Below are 17355 nucleotides of genomic sequence, written 5' to 3'. Positions count from 1 at the left end.
CATCTGCAACAAAAAAGCCAATGCAAATGACTTCACATTGGCTTTTCAGAGATGCTTTTAAGCAGAAATTACAGACCTTGCTTTAAGCTCGCTTCAATAAATTTGTCCAGATCACCATCCAGTACTGCACCCGTATTTGAGTTTTCAACGCCTGTACGCAAGTCTTTAATGCGTGAGTCATCCAAAACGTATGAACGAATCTGGCTCCCCCAACCGATATCCGATTTTGAATCTTCAAGCGCTTGAGCAGCTTCGTTACGCTTACTCATTTCCAGTTCATACAATTTCGCACGTAACTGTTTCCATGCGTGGTCACGGTTAGCATGTTGTGAACGCTGGTTCTGACACGCCACCACAATGCCTGTTGGCGTATGGGTTAAACGTACTGCAGAATCAGTTTTGTTAATGTGCTGACCACCTGCACCTGAAGCACGGTAAGTATCGGTACGAACATCGGATGGATTGATGTCAATTTCGATGTTGTCATCCACTTCAGGAGAAACAAACACCGCAGAGAAAGACGTATGGCGACGGTTCCCCGAGTCAAATGGTGACTTACGCACTAAACGGTGCACGCCTGATTCAGTACGCAACCAACCGTAAGCATATTCACCTTCAACACGAATGGTGGCAGATTTAATCCCTGCGACATCGCCATCCGATTCTTCCATCAATTCAGCTTTAAAACCGTGACGTTCGATCCAGCGCATATACATACGTAACAACATCGAAGCCCAGTCTTGTGCTTCTGTACCACCAGAACCCGCCTGAATCTCCACATAGCATGGGTTCGGATCCATTGGGTTACTGAACATACGGCGGAATTCAAGTTTTGCCAAATCTTCTTCAGCAGCAGTGAGTTCAGCCTGAACATCTTCTAGCAGACCTTCGTCATCGGCTTCTACAGCCAAATCAAGCATCGCTTGAGCATCTTCAAGTTGAGTCGCTAAACCGTCTAGCACATTCAAGACGTTTTCCAACTCACCTTTTTCTTTGGCCATGGCTTGCGCACGGCTTTGATCATTCCAAATCGCTGGGTCTTCAAGCTCACGTAGGACTTCTTCTAAACGTTCTTTTTTCAGATCGTAGTCAAAGATACCCCCGTAGTGTTTGACTACGATCAGTTAAATCTTTTAATTGGTTTAGATACGGATTGATTTCCACGTGAAACTTCTCTCTACAGCCATAAAATTTGCGCCATTTTAACATAGAGTCTGGGCTGGTGATATGCTGCTACTTTTCGAAATATTGCAAGTTCACCAGATACTTTTTCCATTCACAGAAAAGCATCAAACATGATTTGTAACAAAAACAATTGCTGATTATTTAAGCTAAAATCACAAAGCCATAACACTATTAATAAAACACTACATATTATATTTTTATTTATTATCAATACCTTAATTTTATTTTTTTACACACACTTACTTACGTACAGTTCAATTACTTTCTCAGAATTGACCACTTGGTATTTTCTACTAGACTTAAACTTGTAACAAAAAATGAAAAACAGCCTTTCCAAAGGAAAAGTGATATGAAAAAAATACTGATTGCCTCTACAGCACTCCTTGCAGGACTCAGTGTAACCAGTATGGCAAATGCCTACCAAGCTGAAGTTGGAGGCTCTTATAGCTACCTAGATCCAGATCATGCCGATGGTGTCAGTCAGTTTGGTGTGAATGGAACCTATTATTTTAATCCTGTCGAAACACGTGATGCCCCACTCGCTGAAGCAGCCTTTTTAGATCGTGCAAGTAATGTGCATGGCAGTGTCAACTATGGTGACAATAGCGGAACCAAAAACACCACCTATAGTGCAGGTGCCGAATACTATGTTCCCGAGTCTAACTTCTACTTAGGTGGTAATGTTGGACGTAACGAATACAAGATCGATAATACTGGCATTGACCGTAAAACTACCTTGTACAATGCCGAAGTCGGTTACTTGCCAGCACCAGGTTTATTGGTTGCCGTCGGTGCACAAGGCTATGACACCCAACATGGTGGCGATGGTGTAGACCCAACCTTACGTGCCAAATACGTGACCCAAGTCGGTCAGCATGACATCAACCTTGAAGCACGCGGTGTATTTGGAAATGACGAAAACAAACAATACTATGTTGCAGGTGATTACTACATCGATAAAACACTCAGTATTGGCGCAGACTACAGCAAAGACAAATCCATTGATGAAGATCAATGGGGTCTGACTGCGAAGAAGTACTTTAACAACAATGTCAGTGTCGATGGACGCTTAGGCTTTGGCGATAACTACAACACTTATAGCGTGGGTGCATCTTACCGCTTCTAAGCAATAGGTTTCTTTCATAAGTTCCTTTTATTTCTCTTGCGCTGCATTGAAATATATTTCAATTTGCTCAGGGAGAAAAATAAAGAGGGTGCAAACAACGATGAAAGAAAGTGAATAAAAAACCGCTCAACTGAGCGGTTTTTTATTGTTCCAAATGCATGATATGTAGTTGTAAATTGGTTGAGCCATTAAACTCATTTTTTTCGAGGCGATAGACTAAACGCACCTGCATGTGCATGGGATCAAATTCAAATCGATCAATCGCATTAAAGGCAATCGCATCGAGGCTTTGTCCATTCTCCAACCCTAAACGCAGCTTGAGATGACGCTCTTTCAGCCAGCGATAATCCAATATTGCAAAAGTTCCTTCAAAAGTCGGCAATGGAAATTTCTGTCCCCACGGCCCAAGTTGCTCCAAAGTCGCTAAAGTTTGCAAATGAAAAGCATCGACAGGTAATTCACCATCTGTCCACAATACCTCTTCAAACAACTGTGCATCCATGTCGGCAATCAGCGCCGTAAAGACCTGCTGAAACTCAGTAAAATACTGTTTTTCAATGGTCAAACCTGCTGCTGCGGCATGTCCACCAAAGTAACGCACCAAGTGTGGATGACGTTCCGCAACCCGTTCAATGGCATCCCGAATATGAATACCATCAATCGAACGTGCTGAACCTTTCAGATGAATTCCATCTTCATCGGCTGCAAAAATAATACTCGGGCGGTGAAACTGCTCTTTCAGGCGACCTGCAACAATGCCAATCACCCCTTGATGCCAATGTGGCTCAAACATCACCAATGCCGCAGGTAATGCAGTTTGATCTAGGCGAATCTGCTCTAAAGTGTGTAAGGCATCTTGCTTAATCTGCGATTCAACCTGACGGCGCTCCTGGTTAAGCTGATGTAGCTGCTGCGCAAGGTGATAGGCTTGTTGTGTATCTTGTGCCAATAGACATTCAATGCCAATGTCCATGGTTTCCATTCGCCCTGCGGCATTAATCCGTGGCCCCAAGACAAAACCGAGATCCTGTGCCTGTAGCTGTGCAGGATCACGACCTGCAATATCTAATAGCGCAAGAATGCCGATACGACACTGCTGCTGACGCATGCGCTGAACGCCTGCATCCACCAAAATTCGGTTGTTATAGTCAAGACTCGCCACATCGGCATAGGTACCCAAAGCCACCAAATCCAGATATTGCGTCAGTTGGCTGCTCGTTTTACCGTGCTGACGGCGCAAACTGGCAAGATTGGCCAGCACATAAAACGCAACCCCAACACCTGCCAAGGACTTACTTGGAAAATCACAGCCGAGTTGATTGGGATTGACCACGGCATCAGCATTTGGTGTGGGTTTAGTGGTTAGGTGATGATCGGTAATAATCACCTGCATACCGTGCTGCTGTGCCTGCTCAACCCCCGCATGACTCGAAATCCCGTTATCGACGGTAATCATCAATTTGGGCTGATATTTTTCCTGTACCAAATCTGCAATTTTCGGCGTCAGACCATAGCCATATTTAAAACGGTCAGGCACGACATAATCGACTTTCGCACCCATATCGCGGAGTGCCAACAGCATTAGGACGGTACTGGTTGCACCATCAGCATCATAATCCCCCACAATCACGATCTGCTGCTGCTGATCAATCGCACTATCGATTAACTCAATTGCAGTCTGTAAGCCTTTCAGTTCTGGTTTCAGCAAATGTTTGAGCTTTAAATCTAACTCTTGCGGTGAAGCGACACCCCGACGTGCCAAAATTTGGGCAATAAAAGGCAACATGCCCTGAAAATCTTCAGGGCGTGTTAGCAAAGGTCTTTGTTTAATTTGTATTTTTTTCATCTTATGGCATTAAACGCTGTAAAACCCACTGTCCATCTTGCAGTTCATAACGCAAACGGTCATGTAGACGGTTTGGACGACCTTGCCAAAATTCATAGCTTTCTGGCTGTAAACGATAACCGCCCCAGAACTCAGGCTTTTTCAGCTCAGTTTCGTCAGCCACAGCATCATGCAAAGTTTCAAAACGCTGTTGCAACTCCGCACGCCCAGCAATCACACCACTTTGTGGGGTACTGATATGTGCTGCAATTTGGCTGTCACGCGGGCGTTTATGGTAGTAATCGGTAGATTCTGCCTCAGAGATTTTGCTCACTCGACCATGAACACGGACTTGACGCTCTAAGCTCGGCCAGTAAAACAAAAATTCGGCATAAGGATTAGCCGCCAAGTCCAAGCCTTTTTGACTGTCATAATTGGTATAAAAATCATAGCCTGCTTCAGTCGCACCACGCAGCAACAAGGTACGCACATGCGGGCGTCCTTGTGCATCGGCTGTCGCAACCGACATGGCATACGGTTCATGCAAATTGGCAGCTAAAGCAAAATTAAACCAGTCTAAAAACTGTTGATGTGGATGCGCTTGTACTTGAGTTTCAAGCAGCTCATCTTGTTCATAACTTAAACGAAGTTCACTTAAATCTTTAATTACATCTTTCATCATTGCTTCCCCTAAGCATGTTGACGAATAGCATCTGCCAAGTGATTCGCCAGATCGGTCACTTCTTGTAATTGATCACCTTCAACCATGACACGAATCACAGGCTCCGTTCCTGATTTACGAATCAGAATACGACCACGACCCTGTAATTGCTGCTCGGCTTGTTCAAATTCAGCCACCAAAGCAGGAATTGCAAATGGATCAATCATGTGTTCTAAACGAACATTGACCAGCACTTGTGGGAATAAAGTAAAACCTTCGACCAACTCGTGCAGGGCTTTGTTTTGCTCAACCATCACCGTTAAGACTTGTAATGCAGAAATGATGGCATCGCCAGTGGTGCTTTTATCGAGGGTTAAGATATGCCCAGATGGCTCTCCACCAATCACCCATTGATTATCTTCTAGCGCTTGTAACACATAGCGGTCACCGACTTTAGCACGTACAAATGGCACATTGGCTTTGTCCAATGCCAACTCAAGTGCCATATTGCTCATGACCGTACCGACAATGCCTTGCGGTTTATTATTCGCTTGGGTCGCTAAAATATAGAGAATATGATCACCATCAATCAGATTACCGAACTTATCCACCAAAATAACGCGATCTGCATCTCCATCGAAGGCGATCCCGATATCCGCACCCTGTTCAATCACTGCTTTTTGTAGATTTTCAGGATGTGTTGAACCGCAGCTTTCATTAATATTTAAGCCATTTGGCTCATTGTAAATGGCTGTAACCTTTGCACCGAGCTCCAAAAAGACCGCAGGGCCAACGTTGTAAGCTGCACCATTGGCACAGTCCACCACAATGCGTAAATCGCGCAAATTGAAATGGTACGGGAAGGTTGATTTACAAAATTCGATATAACGACCGTTCGCATCTTTAACACGAACACTTTTACCCAGTTGTGCCGTATCTTCAATCACGATGTCTTTTTCTAATTCTTGGTTAATCGCATTTTGTAGTTCATCAGGCAGTTTTTTACCTTCACCCGAGAAGAATTTAATACCGTTATCAAAATAAGGATTATGTGAAGCGGAAATCACAATGCCCGCATCGGCATGTAAGGCACGAGTCAAATGTGCAATCGCGGGAGTTGGTAAAGGCCCAAGCAAATGCACATAAACACCTGCTGCATTCAAACCTGCTTGTAAAGCGGACTCTAAAATATAACCCGATAAACGAGTATCTTTCCCCATAACTACAACAGGTTTATGCTTTGGATCTTGTTTTTTTAGAACTTTTCCTGCTGCAAAACCCAGCTTCAAGGCAAATTCTGGCGTAATTGGAAGTTGACCAAATTTTCCACGAATTCCGTCTGTGCCAAAATAACTCATGCTGTTCTCACTGGTGTTCTTAGGTTTGTGAAACAAACCCTGATTCGTCATACATAATTTGTAATACTTTACACCATAACAAAAAAGCCGTCATGAACTGACGGCTTCTTATACAACTTTTTTACTAAAAAACCATTAACCAATACGGTAGTTTGGCGCTTCTTTAGTAATCGTTACATCATGTACGTGAGATTCTTGCATACCTGCTGCCGTAATTTTTACGAACTTGGCATTGTCATGCAAATCTTTAATGTTTGCAGAACCTGTATAACCCATAGATGAACGTAAACCACCCATCATTTGGTGAACGATCGCACTCATTGGGCCTTTGTAAGGTACACGACCTTCAATACCTTCTGGAACAAGTTTCTCAGCACCCGCTTTAGCATCTTGGAAATAACGATCCGCAGAACCTGATGAACCCGCCATTGCACCCAAAGAACCCATACCACGGTAAGCTTTGTAGTAACGACCTTGGAAGAATTCAACTTCGCCTGGTGCTTCTTCAGTACCCGCCATCAATGAACCCACCATGATGGTGCTTGCGCCCGCAGCGATGGCTTTCGCCATGTCACCAGAGAAACGGATACCACCGTCAGCGATTAAAGGAATCTGACCTTTCAATGCGCTTGCAACATTGTCAATTGCAGAGATTTGTGGAACACCAATACCCGCAACAATACGTGTTGTACAGATTGAACCAGGGCCAATACCCACTTTAACTGCATCTGCACCCGCATCAAGAAGTGCCAAAGCTGCATCGCCAGTCGCAATGTTACCGCCGATCACTTGTACTTGTGGGTAATTTTGTTTCACCCAACGTACACGCTCAATCACACCTGCTGAGTGACCATGTGCTGTATCAACAACAATCACGTCTGCACCCGCTTCAACCAATGCTTCAACACGCGCTGGTGTTTCAGCACCTGTACCGACAGCAGCACCAACACGTAAACGACCAAGGTCATCTTTACATGAATTCGGGAATGATTCCGCTTTACGGAAATCCGTCACGGTGATTAAACCTTTTAAAGCATGGCTATCATCAACAACCAAGACTTTTTCAATACGGTGTTTTTGTAATAAGGTTTGAATTTCTTCTTTCGATGCACCTTCTTTCACTGTTACCAAGCGCTCTTGCGGCGTCATAATATTGCTAACAGGTTGTTCAAGATTGGTTTCAAAGCGTGTATCACGACCGGTTACAATTCCGACCACTTTGCCATCTTGAACTACAGGCACACCACTGATGTTATTTGCTTTGGTAATTTCAATCAATTCACGTACAGTAGTCGCTGGTGTCACCGTAATCGGATCTTTCACCATACCTGCTTCGAATTTTTTCACACGGCGTACTTCAGCAGCTTGGACTGCGATATCCATGTTTTTATGAATAATACCAATACCACCATTTTGCGCCATAGCAATTGCCATACGTGACTCGGTCACTGTATCCATAGCAGCAGAAACAAGCGGGATATTAAGCTGAATGCCACGAGTCAGGCGTGACTTAAGAGAAACATCTTTTGGGAGGACAGTAGAATAGGCAGGGACTAATAAGACATCATCGAAGGTTAGCGCTTCTTGAACGATGGTCAGCATAACAAACTCACTGGTAAATTCCGTGAGCTATTATAAACAAATTTCTCCTAAAAATGCATGTTCAGTGAGCTGAAAAATGCAAAAAATCCAAATGTGTTGGATTTTTTGCATTCTGGGTAAGAACTTAAAGCGGTACGCTAAAAATGCGATCGTTCATTAAATCCATACCACACTGAAGATCTTCAGCCCAATTCAGGAACTGATTAATCTGCTCTTTACCAATAAATGGTGTGCCATGTTGCGGTACGATCATGTCCAAATCTAATTGGCGAACCATATTCACCCACAAGCGAATAATGGCATTACCCCCCATATAACGTTGGTGGAAGCCTTTCATTTTTGGAATATGGTCACTAAAGTTCTGAATTGGAATATTGGCATCTTCAACCATCGATGCGCCCATATCCCCAGAAAACAAAATTTTAGCAACTGGGTCATAAAACTGGAAATTACCAACCGAGTGTAAAAAGTGCGCAGGAATTGCCACCATCACACTATTACCCAATGGAATGCGTTGACCTTGGTCAGGCAGTTCAATCAAACGATCTTCCCAACTCCCCTTCATACGGTCACTCATAAATGATGAGTTCAAATGCGGTAAGAAACGTGCCCACAGTTTTGAAGCGACAATTTTCGCATCGGTATAGACCAACCAACGTGGCATAGAGGTAATAATGTCAGGATCTTGGTGTGATGCCATGACATAGTCGAGGTTCTTTAACTTGGTATATTTATTGAGTTCCATGGTTAATGGAACATAAGTTAAATCTCCACCGGGATCTAGGACTGCTGCACGTTCATTGTCAATAATTAAAAATTGGTTGGCTTGTACGCCTTCGCCTTTAACTAGACTGGTGAAGCTGATGCATTTATGTGTACCGTTATCAAACAGTACTTGCGATGTTGTACGTTCAAACATCTTCCCTAGGCCCCAAAAAAATTGAATAAATTATTATCACGTATAAGTTATATGGATTTTGATTTGTATACAATCTCAGAACCCAAAAAATATATGATAAAATTTCCTAAATAGTCAAAAATATTCATAAAATTTGAATATTTTTCATCTAATTTAAAATATTGCTGACCAATAGTGCTGTGCCAAGGTAATAACACCAACCGCAAGAAAAATGAATGCACCAAATTTATGAATTAATGAAATTGGTAATTTATCTGCCAGTTTGTTCCCAATAAAAACGGCAGGCCCATCTGCAAGTAACATACCCACTGTTGTGCCCATCATTACCAAAAGAACGCTGTGGAATTTCGCTGCTAAAGCAACAGTTGCAATTTGGGTTTTATCTCCGATTTCAGCCAAGAAAAACAGAATAAAGGTCGCACCAAAAACCCCTAAATGCTGCCATTTAGCAATACCATCAGATTCTTCTTCAATAGAATCTGGGATGAGCATCCAGACTGCCATCGCAATAAAGCCTAGCGCCAAAATCCAGATCATCGCGGATTGAGGAACAACCTGTGTGAGCCATTCACCTAAAACAGCCGACAAGCCATGATTTAAGGTCGTTGCAGCGAGAATTGCAATTAAAATTGGAATCGGTTTACGGAAGCGGGCAGCAAGCAAAAGAGCCAGAAGTTGTGTTTTATCGCCAATTTCAGAGACGAACACAGCACCAAGGGAAAAAAGGAAGACTAACATGATTTTTTCTCTGGCTAGCAAAATTTGCCTATGACTTACCCCTCCTGCTAGCCATGATCAGAACAAATCTGATTGCAGAGTGATAAATCAAAGGTCTTGCCAACAAAAGAAAGCTTTGGAGAAAGCTTAATTGGTTTTGCTATGATGACCATGTTCGTTTGAGAACAAGTATGTTGACCATCATCTATTTACAAACGTAAATAGCGGCTACTCCCCAATGAAGTGTGTAGATATTATATAAATCTAAATTGATTTTTCAAAACATTTCTTTGCTTCAATAAAAAAAGGCTATTCAATAGCCTTTTTTCAATCACTTACTTAATACTAAATTTAGCATCTGCAATCAGTCATTGCTTAGAAGTTTACACGTACGCTTAAACCTGCAACCCATGCATCATCCACTTCTTTTACACCACCTGGCTGATATACATATTGGATATTTGGACGAATCATGATGCTTGGCGACCAGTTATAGGTGTAGTTCAACTCAACATCCACTTCATCTCGCTGGACTGGCTTGTAACTCGCATTTAAATAATCCGCACTGGTCAATCCATTGACTGCATTACTATATTCTTCAAGCTCTGTCACACGTTTATTGACTTGGAAACGTGCCACACCCAAGGCAATCGAGTCTTGAGGACGCATATCAAACAAACCTTTATACCAGAGTGCAACCTGCTGACTATATTCAACTTTACTGGTGGCTTTATCGTTAAAGGTAAAGTTTGCAGTTGCATATAAACCACGTTTCGGATCAGACGGATTTTCCGTCAGCTTTTGTTGCATGTTGATCCAGAAACTGTGTTTATTGTTATGCACTTTACGCTTGGCTGTCGATGTCGTGAAGTTCCCATTGGCATCAGTAGCGACATCTGTAGCGTCTGCGGTTGAATAGAATGCACCAATTTTATATTCACCAGGCAAGCCGTTGAGTTTCGGTTTCCATGCCAATTCCACAGGAATTGTTGCACCACTGGTTTGTCTCATTCCCAGATTAAAACCACCATTTTCTTTGGTGTCTTGCGGATTGACTTCATATACACCTGTGGCAATCGACCACTCAGGTGCAAACTGATATTTGGCATTGATTGCCCAAACACTGACAGGTGCGTTATACCAGACATCCCCAACCACTTTACCAAGTAATGAACCACAAAGTCCCCAGTTCTGGAATTCACATTGGCTTGAGTTAAAGTCTTCGCTAAAACCCATACGGCCAAATTTCACTTGGAATTTATTGTCATCAAAGCCTTTTTTAATCCACATTTGATTCAAACGCCAAGACTGCCCCCGACCATAAATTTCTTGTGTTGAACTCAACTGCGCTGCACGTGGATCGGCTGTACGTTTGGTTGCCAATGACTCGCCATCACGCTCAGTAATCACCAAACTGGCCTGAGTATCTTTCCAACCTGCGATTTTATCAAGATCAAAACTCGCCCCTAACTTCAACTGGCTAGCATTTTGAATTTGCCGATCATCGTTATAACCTCCATCCACATTACTTGCAGACTGATTCACAAACGACATATCAAATTTATAACCCTTATCCTGCAAGGCTTGGCGTTCCCCATTCCAATCACCAAGTAACCATTGACGATCAGTTGACCAAGGTTCGTTGGCAAAAGCCAAAGAACTCATTACAGATAAAATTGAGAAGGTTAGAGTGTGTTTCATTTTTACTTTCATATTTGCCTATCCTTTTGCATGGCAATAGCAAGCCATGCCATGGAACATCCAAGTTCCATTGGCTTGCCTTTTTTGATTTGGATTTTTTGTTAATTTATGGTGTGGTATGTTGTTGTGTCTGAGCGACAGTTTTACCCAAATTTTGTTTTCGAACAGCGATATACATCAAGATAATCATCACACACCCGACCCCGAATAACACAGCATCGAAGTTGTATAGGTGTAATGGTTTTACACCTGCATCCAATAAATAGCCCGCCCCCAAAGGTGACAGAATTCCACCCAAACGGCCCATGGTAATTGCAGAACCTACACCTGTTGCACGAACTTCTGTGTCATAAGTACTGTTCGCTAACGCATACATCCCCGCGACACAGCCATTGTTAAAGACACCCACAAGTACTGCGATCCACATGGCACTGGCAAAGTCCCCAGAGTTCAGTACAAACACCGTAATGCACGCTGCTGTCGCAGCAAAGAAAGTCGATAACACAAAGTGAATTTTGAAGCGCACGGTCAAGAATGCCATCAAGATCGCACCAAAAATTCCACCAAAGTTCAAAATAATCCCCAAGCTTACCCCTTGTTCAGGTGTCATACCTGCCATAGAAAGTAATTTTGGTGTCCAAGTCAAAATAAAGTACTGACCTGCCATGACCGAGAAAAAAGCAACCCATACAAACAATGTGCGAACTTTAAGTTGACCTTTAAACAAACTCGCAATCGTGACTTTACCTGTTGAAACTTGTTGATAGATCGGGAAAGCATCAATCGTACTGATTTTAAATTTCGCTAAAGTCTTGTTGATACGCTCCAAGGTATTTGGTTTTCGTTTAATGAGTTGATATTCAACAGATTCAGGCAAAATAAAGTAAACTAAAACCAAGACAGTTAATGTGAATAAACCACCACATAAAAACACCGTACGCCAGCCCACAGTTCCAATCAGACGGAATGCAATCATGCCACCAAACACTGCACCCATCGCATAACCAGTCGACAACAAGGCAACGGAAAGGTTTTTCCATTTTGTGGTTGAGAACTCATTGGCCATTACCGCGCCATTGGTCAGTAAGCCACCAATACCAATCCCTGTAATCAAGCGCAATGTCCCTAACTGGAATGCTGAATCAGCATGACTACTCACCAGCATGGTGATGCCAGATAATAATAAGCAAGAGAGAATAATAGTACGGCGTCCAACCGAGTCAGCAATTGGAGCAATAAACAGCGAACCTATCGCCATTCCGATCAAGCCTAAACTGATCAAAATACCTAACTCTGAACCTGAAAGTGCCCATTCCTTTGACACCGATGTTGCAGTAAAAGACATGACTTGCACATCATAACCATCGACAACATTCAGTAAAATACACAGTGCCACGAGCAGCCAGCGATAGCTATTCATGGGTTTGGTCTTTAATTCATTGAATATATCCATATGCTTTTTCCATTGCTCACCTTGTCTAAGGTGAATATTTAGGCAAAACATCTCCATGGCACTATGCAATACCATTTTCTAGTGATGGAGAAGATTGATTAATCTAAAAACAAGCGATTGTTGAGATGTGATTTCCAAGCTCATCATCTGCACGATTGCCTATCTCTTCCTTGTGCTAAATCCTTCATCATCTTTTTATTGGTCTTGAACATAACGATGTCAAAGAACATGTATGCCAAGATCAAGCTCTATTCATGTGGCTATTTTTATAACTGTTTGCCCAGAAAAGATAATGCGTTTCACCACGACAGGTATGATTTTTATTTATATTCGACTTTAGCCTAAAACAACTATAATTTTTTATTATTCAATATCTTAAATTCAGATAACACTATTTTGAATACATTCAATCAATGCCTGACTGGCCGCAGACTGCACACTATTTTTACGGAAAATCAGTCCGATTTGTCGTGTCGTCTGCTGTAATTCAAACGGTAATTTCTTAATTAAGCCTTGATCTAGCTCATATTTCATTTGCTGTGCCGACACCACGGCAATCATGTTGGACTGTAACAGCAAGCCACGTGTCAGTGCCAAATCCCCCGTTTCAATGGTCGGTTGTGGAGCGGGCAATTCGAGTGATGCAAAATTCTCTTCAAATAGCTGCCGAGCTGGTGCGTTAGATCGTGGCAAAATCCACTGTGCCTGCAACAGATCACGTGGTTTTAAAGTCGTCTTACGCAACAATGGATGCTTGGCACGTACCACCATAAACATGTTTTCTTCAAACAAAATCTGATTTTCCAGATCTGATGACTGTTCCTGCGGACGTAATGCCCCCACAATAAAATCAATATCCCCCGCACGTAACTGCGCCACCAAGGACTCATAGGCATTTTCAAACGTCAGAAAATGAATATTGGGATATTGCCCAGCTAACATGGCAATCGCTTTGGGTAAAATGTAAGTTCGAATCAGTGGCAATGCCCCGATTTTCACTGTGCCCTGTAACTGTCCAAAAAAATTGGCGGCCTGATTCGGAATATCGGCAATGATATTCAGACAGCGTTTGATATTTTCCTGAATCTGATCACAAATAGGCGTGGCTTTAATGCCATTTGGAGTACGGATAAACAGCTCTGTCTTGAGTGATTCTTCAAGCAGCTTAATCGCTGAACTGACCGCAGGCTGAGTAATGTGCAATAGTGATGCGGTATTTTTCATGCCTTTGGTTAAATACAGCGTGGCAAAAATCTCTAAACGGCGTGTGTTATATAAAAAGAAAGGTTCAGGTAAGTTTTCTGTAGATTCTGCATGTTGCTGTTTAACTAAAATCGGAATCTGCTGCAACTCCCGAATTGCGGCTTGTGCTTGGGTATAAATATGCTGCCCGATTTCGGTCAGAATCACCCCATTATGATGTCGTTCAAACAATTGACTATTCAGCTGATGTTCTAAGTCACTGATTGCCCGTGTCACTGCGGACTGTGTGCGGAATAAATGCTCGGCAGCTTTGGAAATATTCTGAAATGTTGCCACCACCAAAAAGAACTTTAACTGCATCAAATTAACAGTTTGCGGATTGGAGCACATCGTCATTTCCTATGGTTTTGCAGCATAAATAAAACTCATATCTCTACGAGTTAAAGTCATTACCTTTTCCTTTTAGCACATGTGAATATGCTTGTACAAAGGAGATTATCTATGAATGACAATACTGCAAAAAAATCAGGTCTTGTAATCAGTGCCCACTCGGCGGATTTCGTGTGGCGTGCAGGTGGTGCAATCGCACTGCATAAAGAACAAGGCTATAACATGCATGTGGTTTGTTTGTCATATGGTGAGCGTGGCGAGTCTGCAAAATTGTGGCGTCAGGCAGGGATGACCGAAGAAAGAGTAAAAGAAGTCCGTGAGCAAGAAGCGCGTGCAGCCGCTGAAGCGCTGGGTGCAAGCATTGAATTTTTAAATTTGGGCGATTATCCATTACCAACCAACAACGACATCATTTTTAAACTGGCGGATATTTACCGTGAGTTACAACCAAGTTTTGTGATGAGCCATTCATTGCAAGACCCGTACAACTACGACCACCCTCGTGCAACGCATTTGGCGCAAGAAGCACGCATCATTGCGCAGGCGGAAGGTCACAATCCGGGTCAAAAAATCATTGGTGCACCGCCATTCTACTGCTTCGAACCACACCAACCTGAACAATGTAACTGGAAACCAGATGTATTCCTCGACATTACCAGTGTTTGGGACAAGAAATACGCAGCGATTCAGTGCATGCAAGGTCAGGAACATTTGTGGGAATACTACACGCGCGTTGCGTTACAACGCGGTGTTCAAGCAAAACGTAATATCGGCATCACCAGTGCCAAAAATATTGTTTACGCAGAAGCATATCAAAGCATCTTCCCTCGTGTAACGGAGGATTTGGCATGAGTCTACTCGGACGTAAAGGTGTCGTTGTTCGTAACATCGACCGCGCAGACTTTGAAACCGTTAAAAAATTAGCCGAGTACGGTGTGGCTACTGTCCATGAAGCACAAGGTCGTAAAGGCTTGCTTGCACCGCGCATTCGCCCAATTCAACAAGGCGTGACCATTGCGGGTTCTGCGGTAACATTATCGGTTGCCCCAGGCGACAACTGGATGTTCCACGTTGCCGTTGAACAATGTCAACCCGGTGACATTATTGTGGTTGCACCGACTTCACCATGTACTGATGGTTTCTTTGGCGACTTGCTTGCAACTTCAATGAAATCACGTGGCGTGATTGGTTTAGTTGGTGATATCGGGATTCGTGACAGCCATGTGCTACGTGAAATGGGCTTCCACGTTTGGTCACGTGCCGTGTATTCACAAGGTACGGTTAAAGAAACTTTAGGTTCAGTGAATGTGCCAATCGTATGTGCGGACCAATTCATCAATCCAGGCGATGCGATTGTTGCCGATGATGATGGCGTGGTTGTGGTTTCCCGTGAAGAAGTCGCAAAAGTACAAGACCTGAGCCAGAAACGTATGGATTTGGAAGAATCTAAACGTGTTCGTATGGCCAATGGTGAACTTGGCTTAGACATTTACAACATGCGCCCACGACTGGAAGAAAAAGGGCTGGTTTATGTAGATCGCTTGGAAGACTTGGAAGGTTAAGACCATGCAAACAAAAATACGGTGCATGCTGATGCGAGGAGGAACCTCAAAAGCAGCATATTTTTTAGCGTCTGATTTACCGCAGGACCCTGCTCTACGTGATCAGGTCTTGCTTGCTGTGATGGGATCTCCCGATGCACGTCAAATTGACGGTATTGGTGGCGGAGACTCACTGACCAGTAAGGTTGCGATTGTATCCCAATCCTCACGTACTGATGCCGATGTTGACTACCTGTTTGCACAGGTCAATGTTGAAAAAGCTGTGGTGGATTATGGGCAAAACTGTGGCAACATCTTGTCAGGCGTTGCACCGTTTGCTGTCGAGCGTGGCTTAATTGCTGCACAAGCCGATAGCACCACTGTTCGGATTTTTATGCAAAATACCGAACAGCTTGCAAAAGTCACCATTCAAACCCCAAATGCCGAAGTGAATTATGTCGGTGACACTTATATTGATGGTGTCCCACAACCTTCTGCTGAAGTCATTTTGAACTTCCAGAATATTGAAGGTTCAACTTGTGGCAGCCTGTTACCCACAGGCAACGTCAAAGACACCATTTATGGCGTTTCAGTGACCTGCATTGATAATGGCATGCCTGTGGTACTTATTAATGCTGCTGATCTTGGGATTATCGGCACTGAAAGTCCTCAACAACTCGATAGCAACATTAAGCTGAAACAGCAAATCGAAGCCATTCGCTTAGTCGCTGGACAGAAAATGAATCTGGGAGATGTCAGCAACAAGACTGTTCCGAAAATGTCAATCGTTTCGCCTGCCATTCGCGGCGGTGCTATTCATACCCGTACCTTTATTCCGCATAAATGCCACGCTGCAATTGGCGTATTTGGCGCGACCAGTGTTGCAACTGCTTGTCTGATTGAAGGCACAGTCGCCTTTGATGTTGCACAAACCTCGAATGACCTGAAACAGCGCCTCAACGTCGAACATCCGACAGGACGTTTTACCGTGTTACTGGAGCGAAATGAACAACAGCAAATTACAGGCTGTGGCTTTATTCGCACTGCACGCGCATTATTCGATGGCTTTGTGATGATTCCGCAACAGCTTTGGGATAATCGCCAAACTCAGAAATTAAGCCAGACACATCACGATTCAGTCGCTGTTTAAAAATACCGTATTACTTGAACAAGCGCAGTGCTTGTTCAAGCCAGTTCTGTTCGCATTTCGCAACTTATTGATATATTCCCAATCACATCGAGTTAAATACGTAAGCTGTAAATTCCTTTGCTCTCATTGTTCAGTAGATCTCTAAATAGATCCAAACACATCATTTCTGATTAAACTATAAATTTAAAATAGCCCCACACCATTAAACGCGCTAAAAACAAGACAAACGCAAAATATAGACTTCCACCCACAAAGCTAAAACTGGTCCAACCCGCTGCGCCTTGCGTACGCATCCCCTCATATTCAATAATCAACACAAAAATAGCGGCTGTAGCTTCAATACCTAACACCAAATAATTTACCCAAGACCATGGGAAATCCAAGAAACTGACCCAAGCAAACATCAACAATAAAATTAATAATGCAAAGGGTAGCATCATGCTCAGATATCCCCACAGATATGACTGCTGACCTTTCATTCATAAACCAAAAATGCTTTTATTTTCAGCTATTCTATGTATTTT

15 protein-coding genes and 1 riboswitch are annotated in these 17355 nt (G+C 43.0%); of the genes, 4 read left to right on the top strand and 11 right to left on the bottom strand.

All coding sequences use genetic code 11. From position 1 onward, the window contains the following. Positions 1-68: 68 nt before the first annotated feature. Positions 69-1209, bottom strand: a protein-coding gene (prfB, locus tag C1A47_RS10500; protein ID WP_111894990.1) for a peptide chain release factor 2 whose coding sequence is annotated in 2 segments (ribosomal slippage) — positions 69-1091 and positions 1093-1209 — 1140 coding nt in all. Because the reading frame shifts where the segments join, the coding sequence is not laid out codon by codon here. A gap of 325 nt (positions 1210-1534) precedes the next feature. Here prfB and C1A47_RS10495 point away from each other — a divergent pair. Further along, the gene (locus C1A47_RS10495) at positions 1535-2311 is read left to right on the top strand and encodes a putative porin (RefSeq protein WP_111894989.1); all 777 of its coding nucleotides are present in this window, start codon (positions 1535-1537) and stop codon (positions 2309-2311) included. Positions 2312-2453: 142 nt separating this feature from the next. Here the strand turns inward: C1A47_RS10495 and recJ are convergent, their stop codons facing one another. The 9 genes from recJ to C1A47_RS10450 all read right to left on the bottom strand — a co-directional run bounded on the left by recJ (position 2454) and on the right by C1A47_RS10450 (position 14140). After that, a complete protein-coding gene (gene recJ / locus C1A47_RS10490) occupies positions 2454-4157 on the bottom strand; it encodes a single-stranded-DNA-specific exonuclease RecJ (RefSeq protein ID WP_111894988.1) in 1704 nt (567 codons plus the stop codon). A 1-nt stretch (position 4158) separates the two neighbouring features. Continuing rightward, complete coding sequence (gene pdxH, locus C1A47_RS10485; RefSeq protein ID WP_111894987.1) at positions 4159-4815, bottom strand: pyridoxamine 5'-phosphate oxidase; 657 nt, start codon at positions 4813-4815, stop codon at positions 4159-4161. Positions 4816-4826: 11 nt separating this feature from the next. After that, positions 4827-6155 carry a phosphoglucosamine mutase gene (gene glmM / locus C1A47_RS10480; RefSeq protein WP_111895077.1) on the bottom strand — a complete coding sequence of 443 codons (1329 nt, stop codon included), beginning with the start codon at positions 6153-6155 and terminating at the stop codon, positions 4827-4829. A 135-nt stretch (positions 6156-6290) separates the two neighbouring features. After that, positions 6291-7757: an IMP dehydrogenase gene (gene guaB, locus C1A47_RS10475; RefSeq protein WP_111894986.1), complete on the bottom strand. Its 1467-nt coding sequence runs from the start codon at positions 7755-7757 to the stop codon at positions 6291-6293. A gap of 124 nt (positions 7758-7881) precedes the next feature. Further along, positions 7882-8676 (bottom strand): MBL fold metallo-hydrolase, encoded by a 795-nt coding sequence (locus C1A47_RS10470; protein WP_111894985.1) that lies wholly within the window; start codon positions 8674-8676, stop codon positions 7882-7884. Positions 8677-8829: 153 nt separating this feature from the next. Next, positions 8830-9414, bottom strand: coding sequence for a TMEM165/GDT1 family protein (locus C1A47_RS10465; RefSeq protein WP_111895076.1), 585 nt, complete (start codon positions 9412-9414; stop codon positions 8830-8832). Between the two features lie 101 nt (positions 9415-9515). Then, positions 9516-9642, bottom strand: a riboswitch (yybP-ykoY riboswitch). A 126-nt stretch (positions 9643-9768) separates the two neighbouring features. Continuing rightward, on the bottom strand, positions 9769-11094 hold the full coding sequence (locus C1A47_RS10460; RefSeq protein ID WP_111895075.1) for a carbohydrate porin: 1326 nt from the start codon (positions 11092-11094) through the stop codon (positions 9769-9771). 106 nt (positions 11095-11200) lie between these two features. Then, complete coding sequence (locus tag C1A47_RS10455) at positions 11201-12547, bottom strand: MFS transporter (RefSeq protein WP_111894984.1); 1347 nt, start codon at positions 12545-12547, stop codon at positions 11201-11203. Between the two features lie 381 nt (positions 12548-12928). After that, on the bottom strand, positions 12929-14140 hold the full coding sequence (locus C1A47_RS10450; RefSeq protein ID WP_111894983.1) for a LysR family transcriptional regulator: 1212 nt from the start codon (positions 14138-14140) through the stop codon (positions 12929-12931). Positions 14141-14227: 87 nt separating this feature from the next. Between C1A47_RS10450 and C1A47_RS10445 the strand changes: the two genes are divergently transcribed. The 3 genes from C1A47_RS10445 to C1A47_RS10435 are packed head-to-tail and all read left to right on the top strand — an operon-like array spanning position 14228 to position 16831. After that, entirely contained in the window at positions 14228-14992 is a 765-nt protein-coding gene (locus C1A47_RS10445) for a PIG-L deacetylase family protein (RefSeq protein ID WP_375707857.1), read from the top strand. After that, positions 14989-15702 (top strand): 4-carboxy-4-hydroxy-2-oxoadipate aldolase/oxaloacetate decarboxylase, encoded by a 714-nt coding sequence (locus C1A47_RS10440; protein ID WP_111894981.1) that lies wholly within the window; start codon positions 14989-14991, stop codon positions 15700-15702. Before C1A47_RS10445 ends, C1A47_RS10440 begins: the two co-directional genes overlap by 4 nt. 4 nt (positions 15703-15706) lie before the next feature. Continuing rightward, entirely contained in the window at positions 15707-16831 is a 1125-nt protein-coding gene (locus C1A47_RS10435) for a 4-oxalomesaconate tautomerase (protein WP_111894980.1), read from the top strand. A gap of 170 nt (positions 16832-17001) precedes the next feature. On the opposite strand, the gene C1A47_RS10430 is transcribed toward C1A47_RS10435, so the two are convergent. Beyond that, the gene (locus tag C1A47_RS10430) at positions 17002-17271 is read right to left on the bottom strand and encodes a hypothetical protein (protein WP_111895074.1); all 270 of its coding nucleotides are present in this window, start codon (positions 17269-17271) and stop codon (positions 17002-17004) included. Between the last annotated feature and the right edge of the window lie 84 nt (positions 17272-17355).

Source organism: Acinetobacter sp. MB5, from assembly GCF_003261585.1.
Lineage (GTDB): Bacteria > Pseudomonadota > Gammaproteobacteria > Pseudomonadales > Moraxellaceae > Acinetobacter.
Note: the sequence above shows the minus strand (reverse complement) of the source record. Positions and strands in the feature narration are given on the sequence as shown.

Coding starts and splice junctions, on each gene's coding strand:
- C1A47_RS10470 (WP_111894985.1), bottom strand. CDS start 8,676: ATGTTTGAACGTACAACATCGCAAGTACTGTTTGATAACGGTACACAT.
- C1A47_RS10430 (WP_111895074.1), bottom strand. CDS start 17,271: ATGATGCTACCCTTTGCATTATTAATTTTATTGTTGATGTTTGCTTGG.
- C1A47_RS10445 (WP_375707857.1), top strand. CDS start 14,228: ATGCTTGTACAAAGGAGATTATCTATGAATGACAATACTGCAAAAAAA.
- C1A47_RS10460 (WP_111895075.1), bottom strand. CDS start 11,094: ATGAAACACACTCTAACCTTCTCAATTTTATCTGTAATGAGTTCTTTG.
- pdxH (WP_111894987.1), bottom strand. CDS start 4,815: ATGAAAGATGTAATTAAAGATTTAAGTGAACTTCGTTTAAGTTATGAA.
- C1A47_RS10465 (WP_111895076.1), bottom strand. CDS start 9,414: ATGTTAGTCTTCCTTTTTTCCCTTGGTGCTGTGTTCGTCTCTGAAATT.
- C1A47_RS10450 (WP_111894983.1), bottom strand. CDS start 14,140: ATGTGCTCCAATCCGCAAACTGTTAATTTGATGCAGTTAAAGTTCTTT.
- recJ (WP_111894988.1), bottom strand. CDS start 4,157: ATGAAAAAAATACAAATTAAACAAAGACCTTTGCTAACACGCCCTGAA.
- C1A47_RS10455 (WP_111894984.1), bottom strand. CDS start 12,547: ATGGATATATTCAATGAATTAAAGACCAAACCCATGAATAGCTATCGC.
- C1A47_RS10435 (WP_111894980.1), top strand. CDS start 15,707: ATGCAAACAAAAATACGGTGCATGCTGATGCGAGGAGGAACCTCAAAA.
- C1A47_RS10440 (WP_111894981.1), top strand. CDS start 14,989: ATGAGTCTACTCGGACGTAAAGGTGTCGTTGTTCGTAACATCGACCGC.
- glmM (WP_111895077.1), bottom strand. CDS start 6,155: ATGAGTTATTTTGGCACAGACGGAATTCGTGGAAAATTTGGTCAACTT.
- guaB (WP_111894986.1), bottom strand. CDS start 7,757: ATGCTGACCATCGTTCAAGAAGCGCTAACCTTCGATGATGTCTTATTA.
- C1A47_RS10495 (WP_111894989.1), top strand. CDS start 1,535: ATGAAAAAAATACTGATTGCCTCTACAGCACTCCTTGCAGGACTCAGT.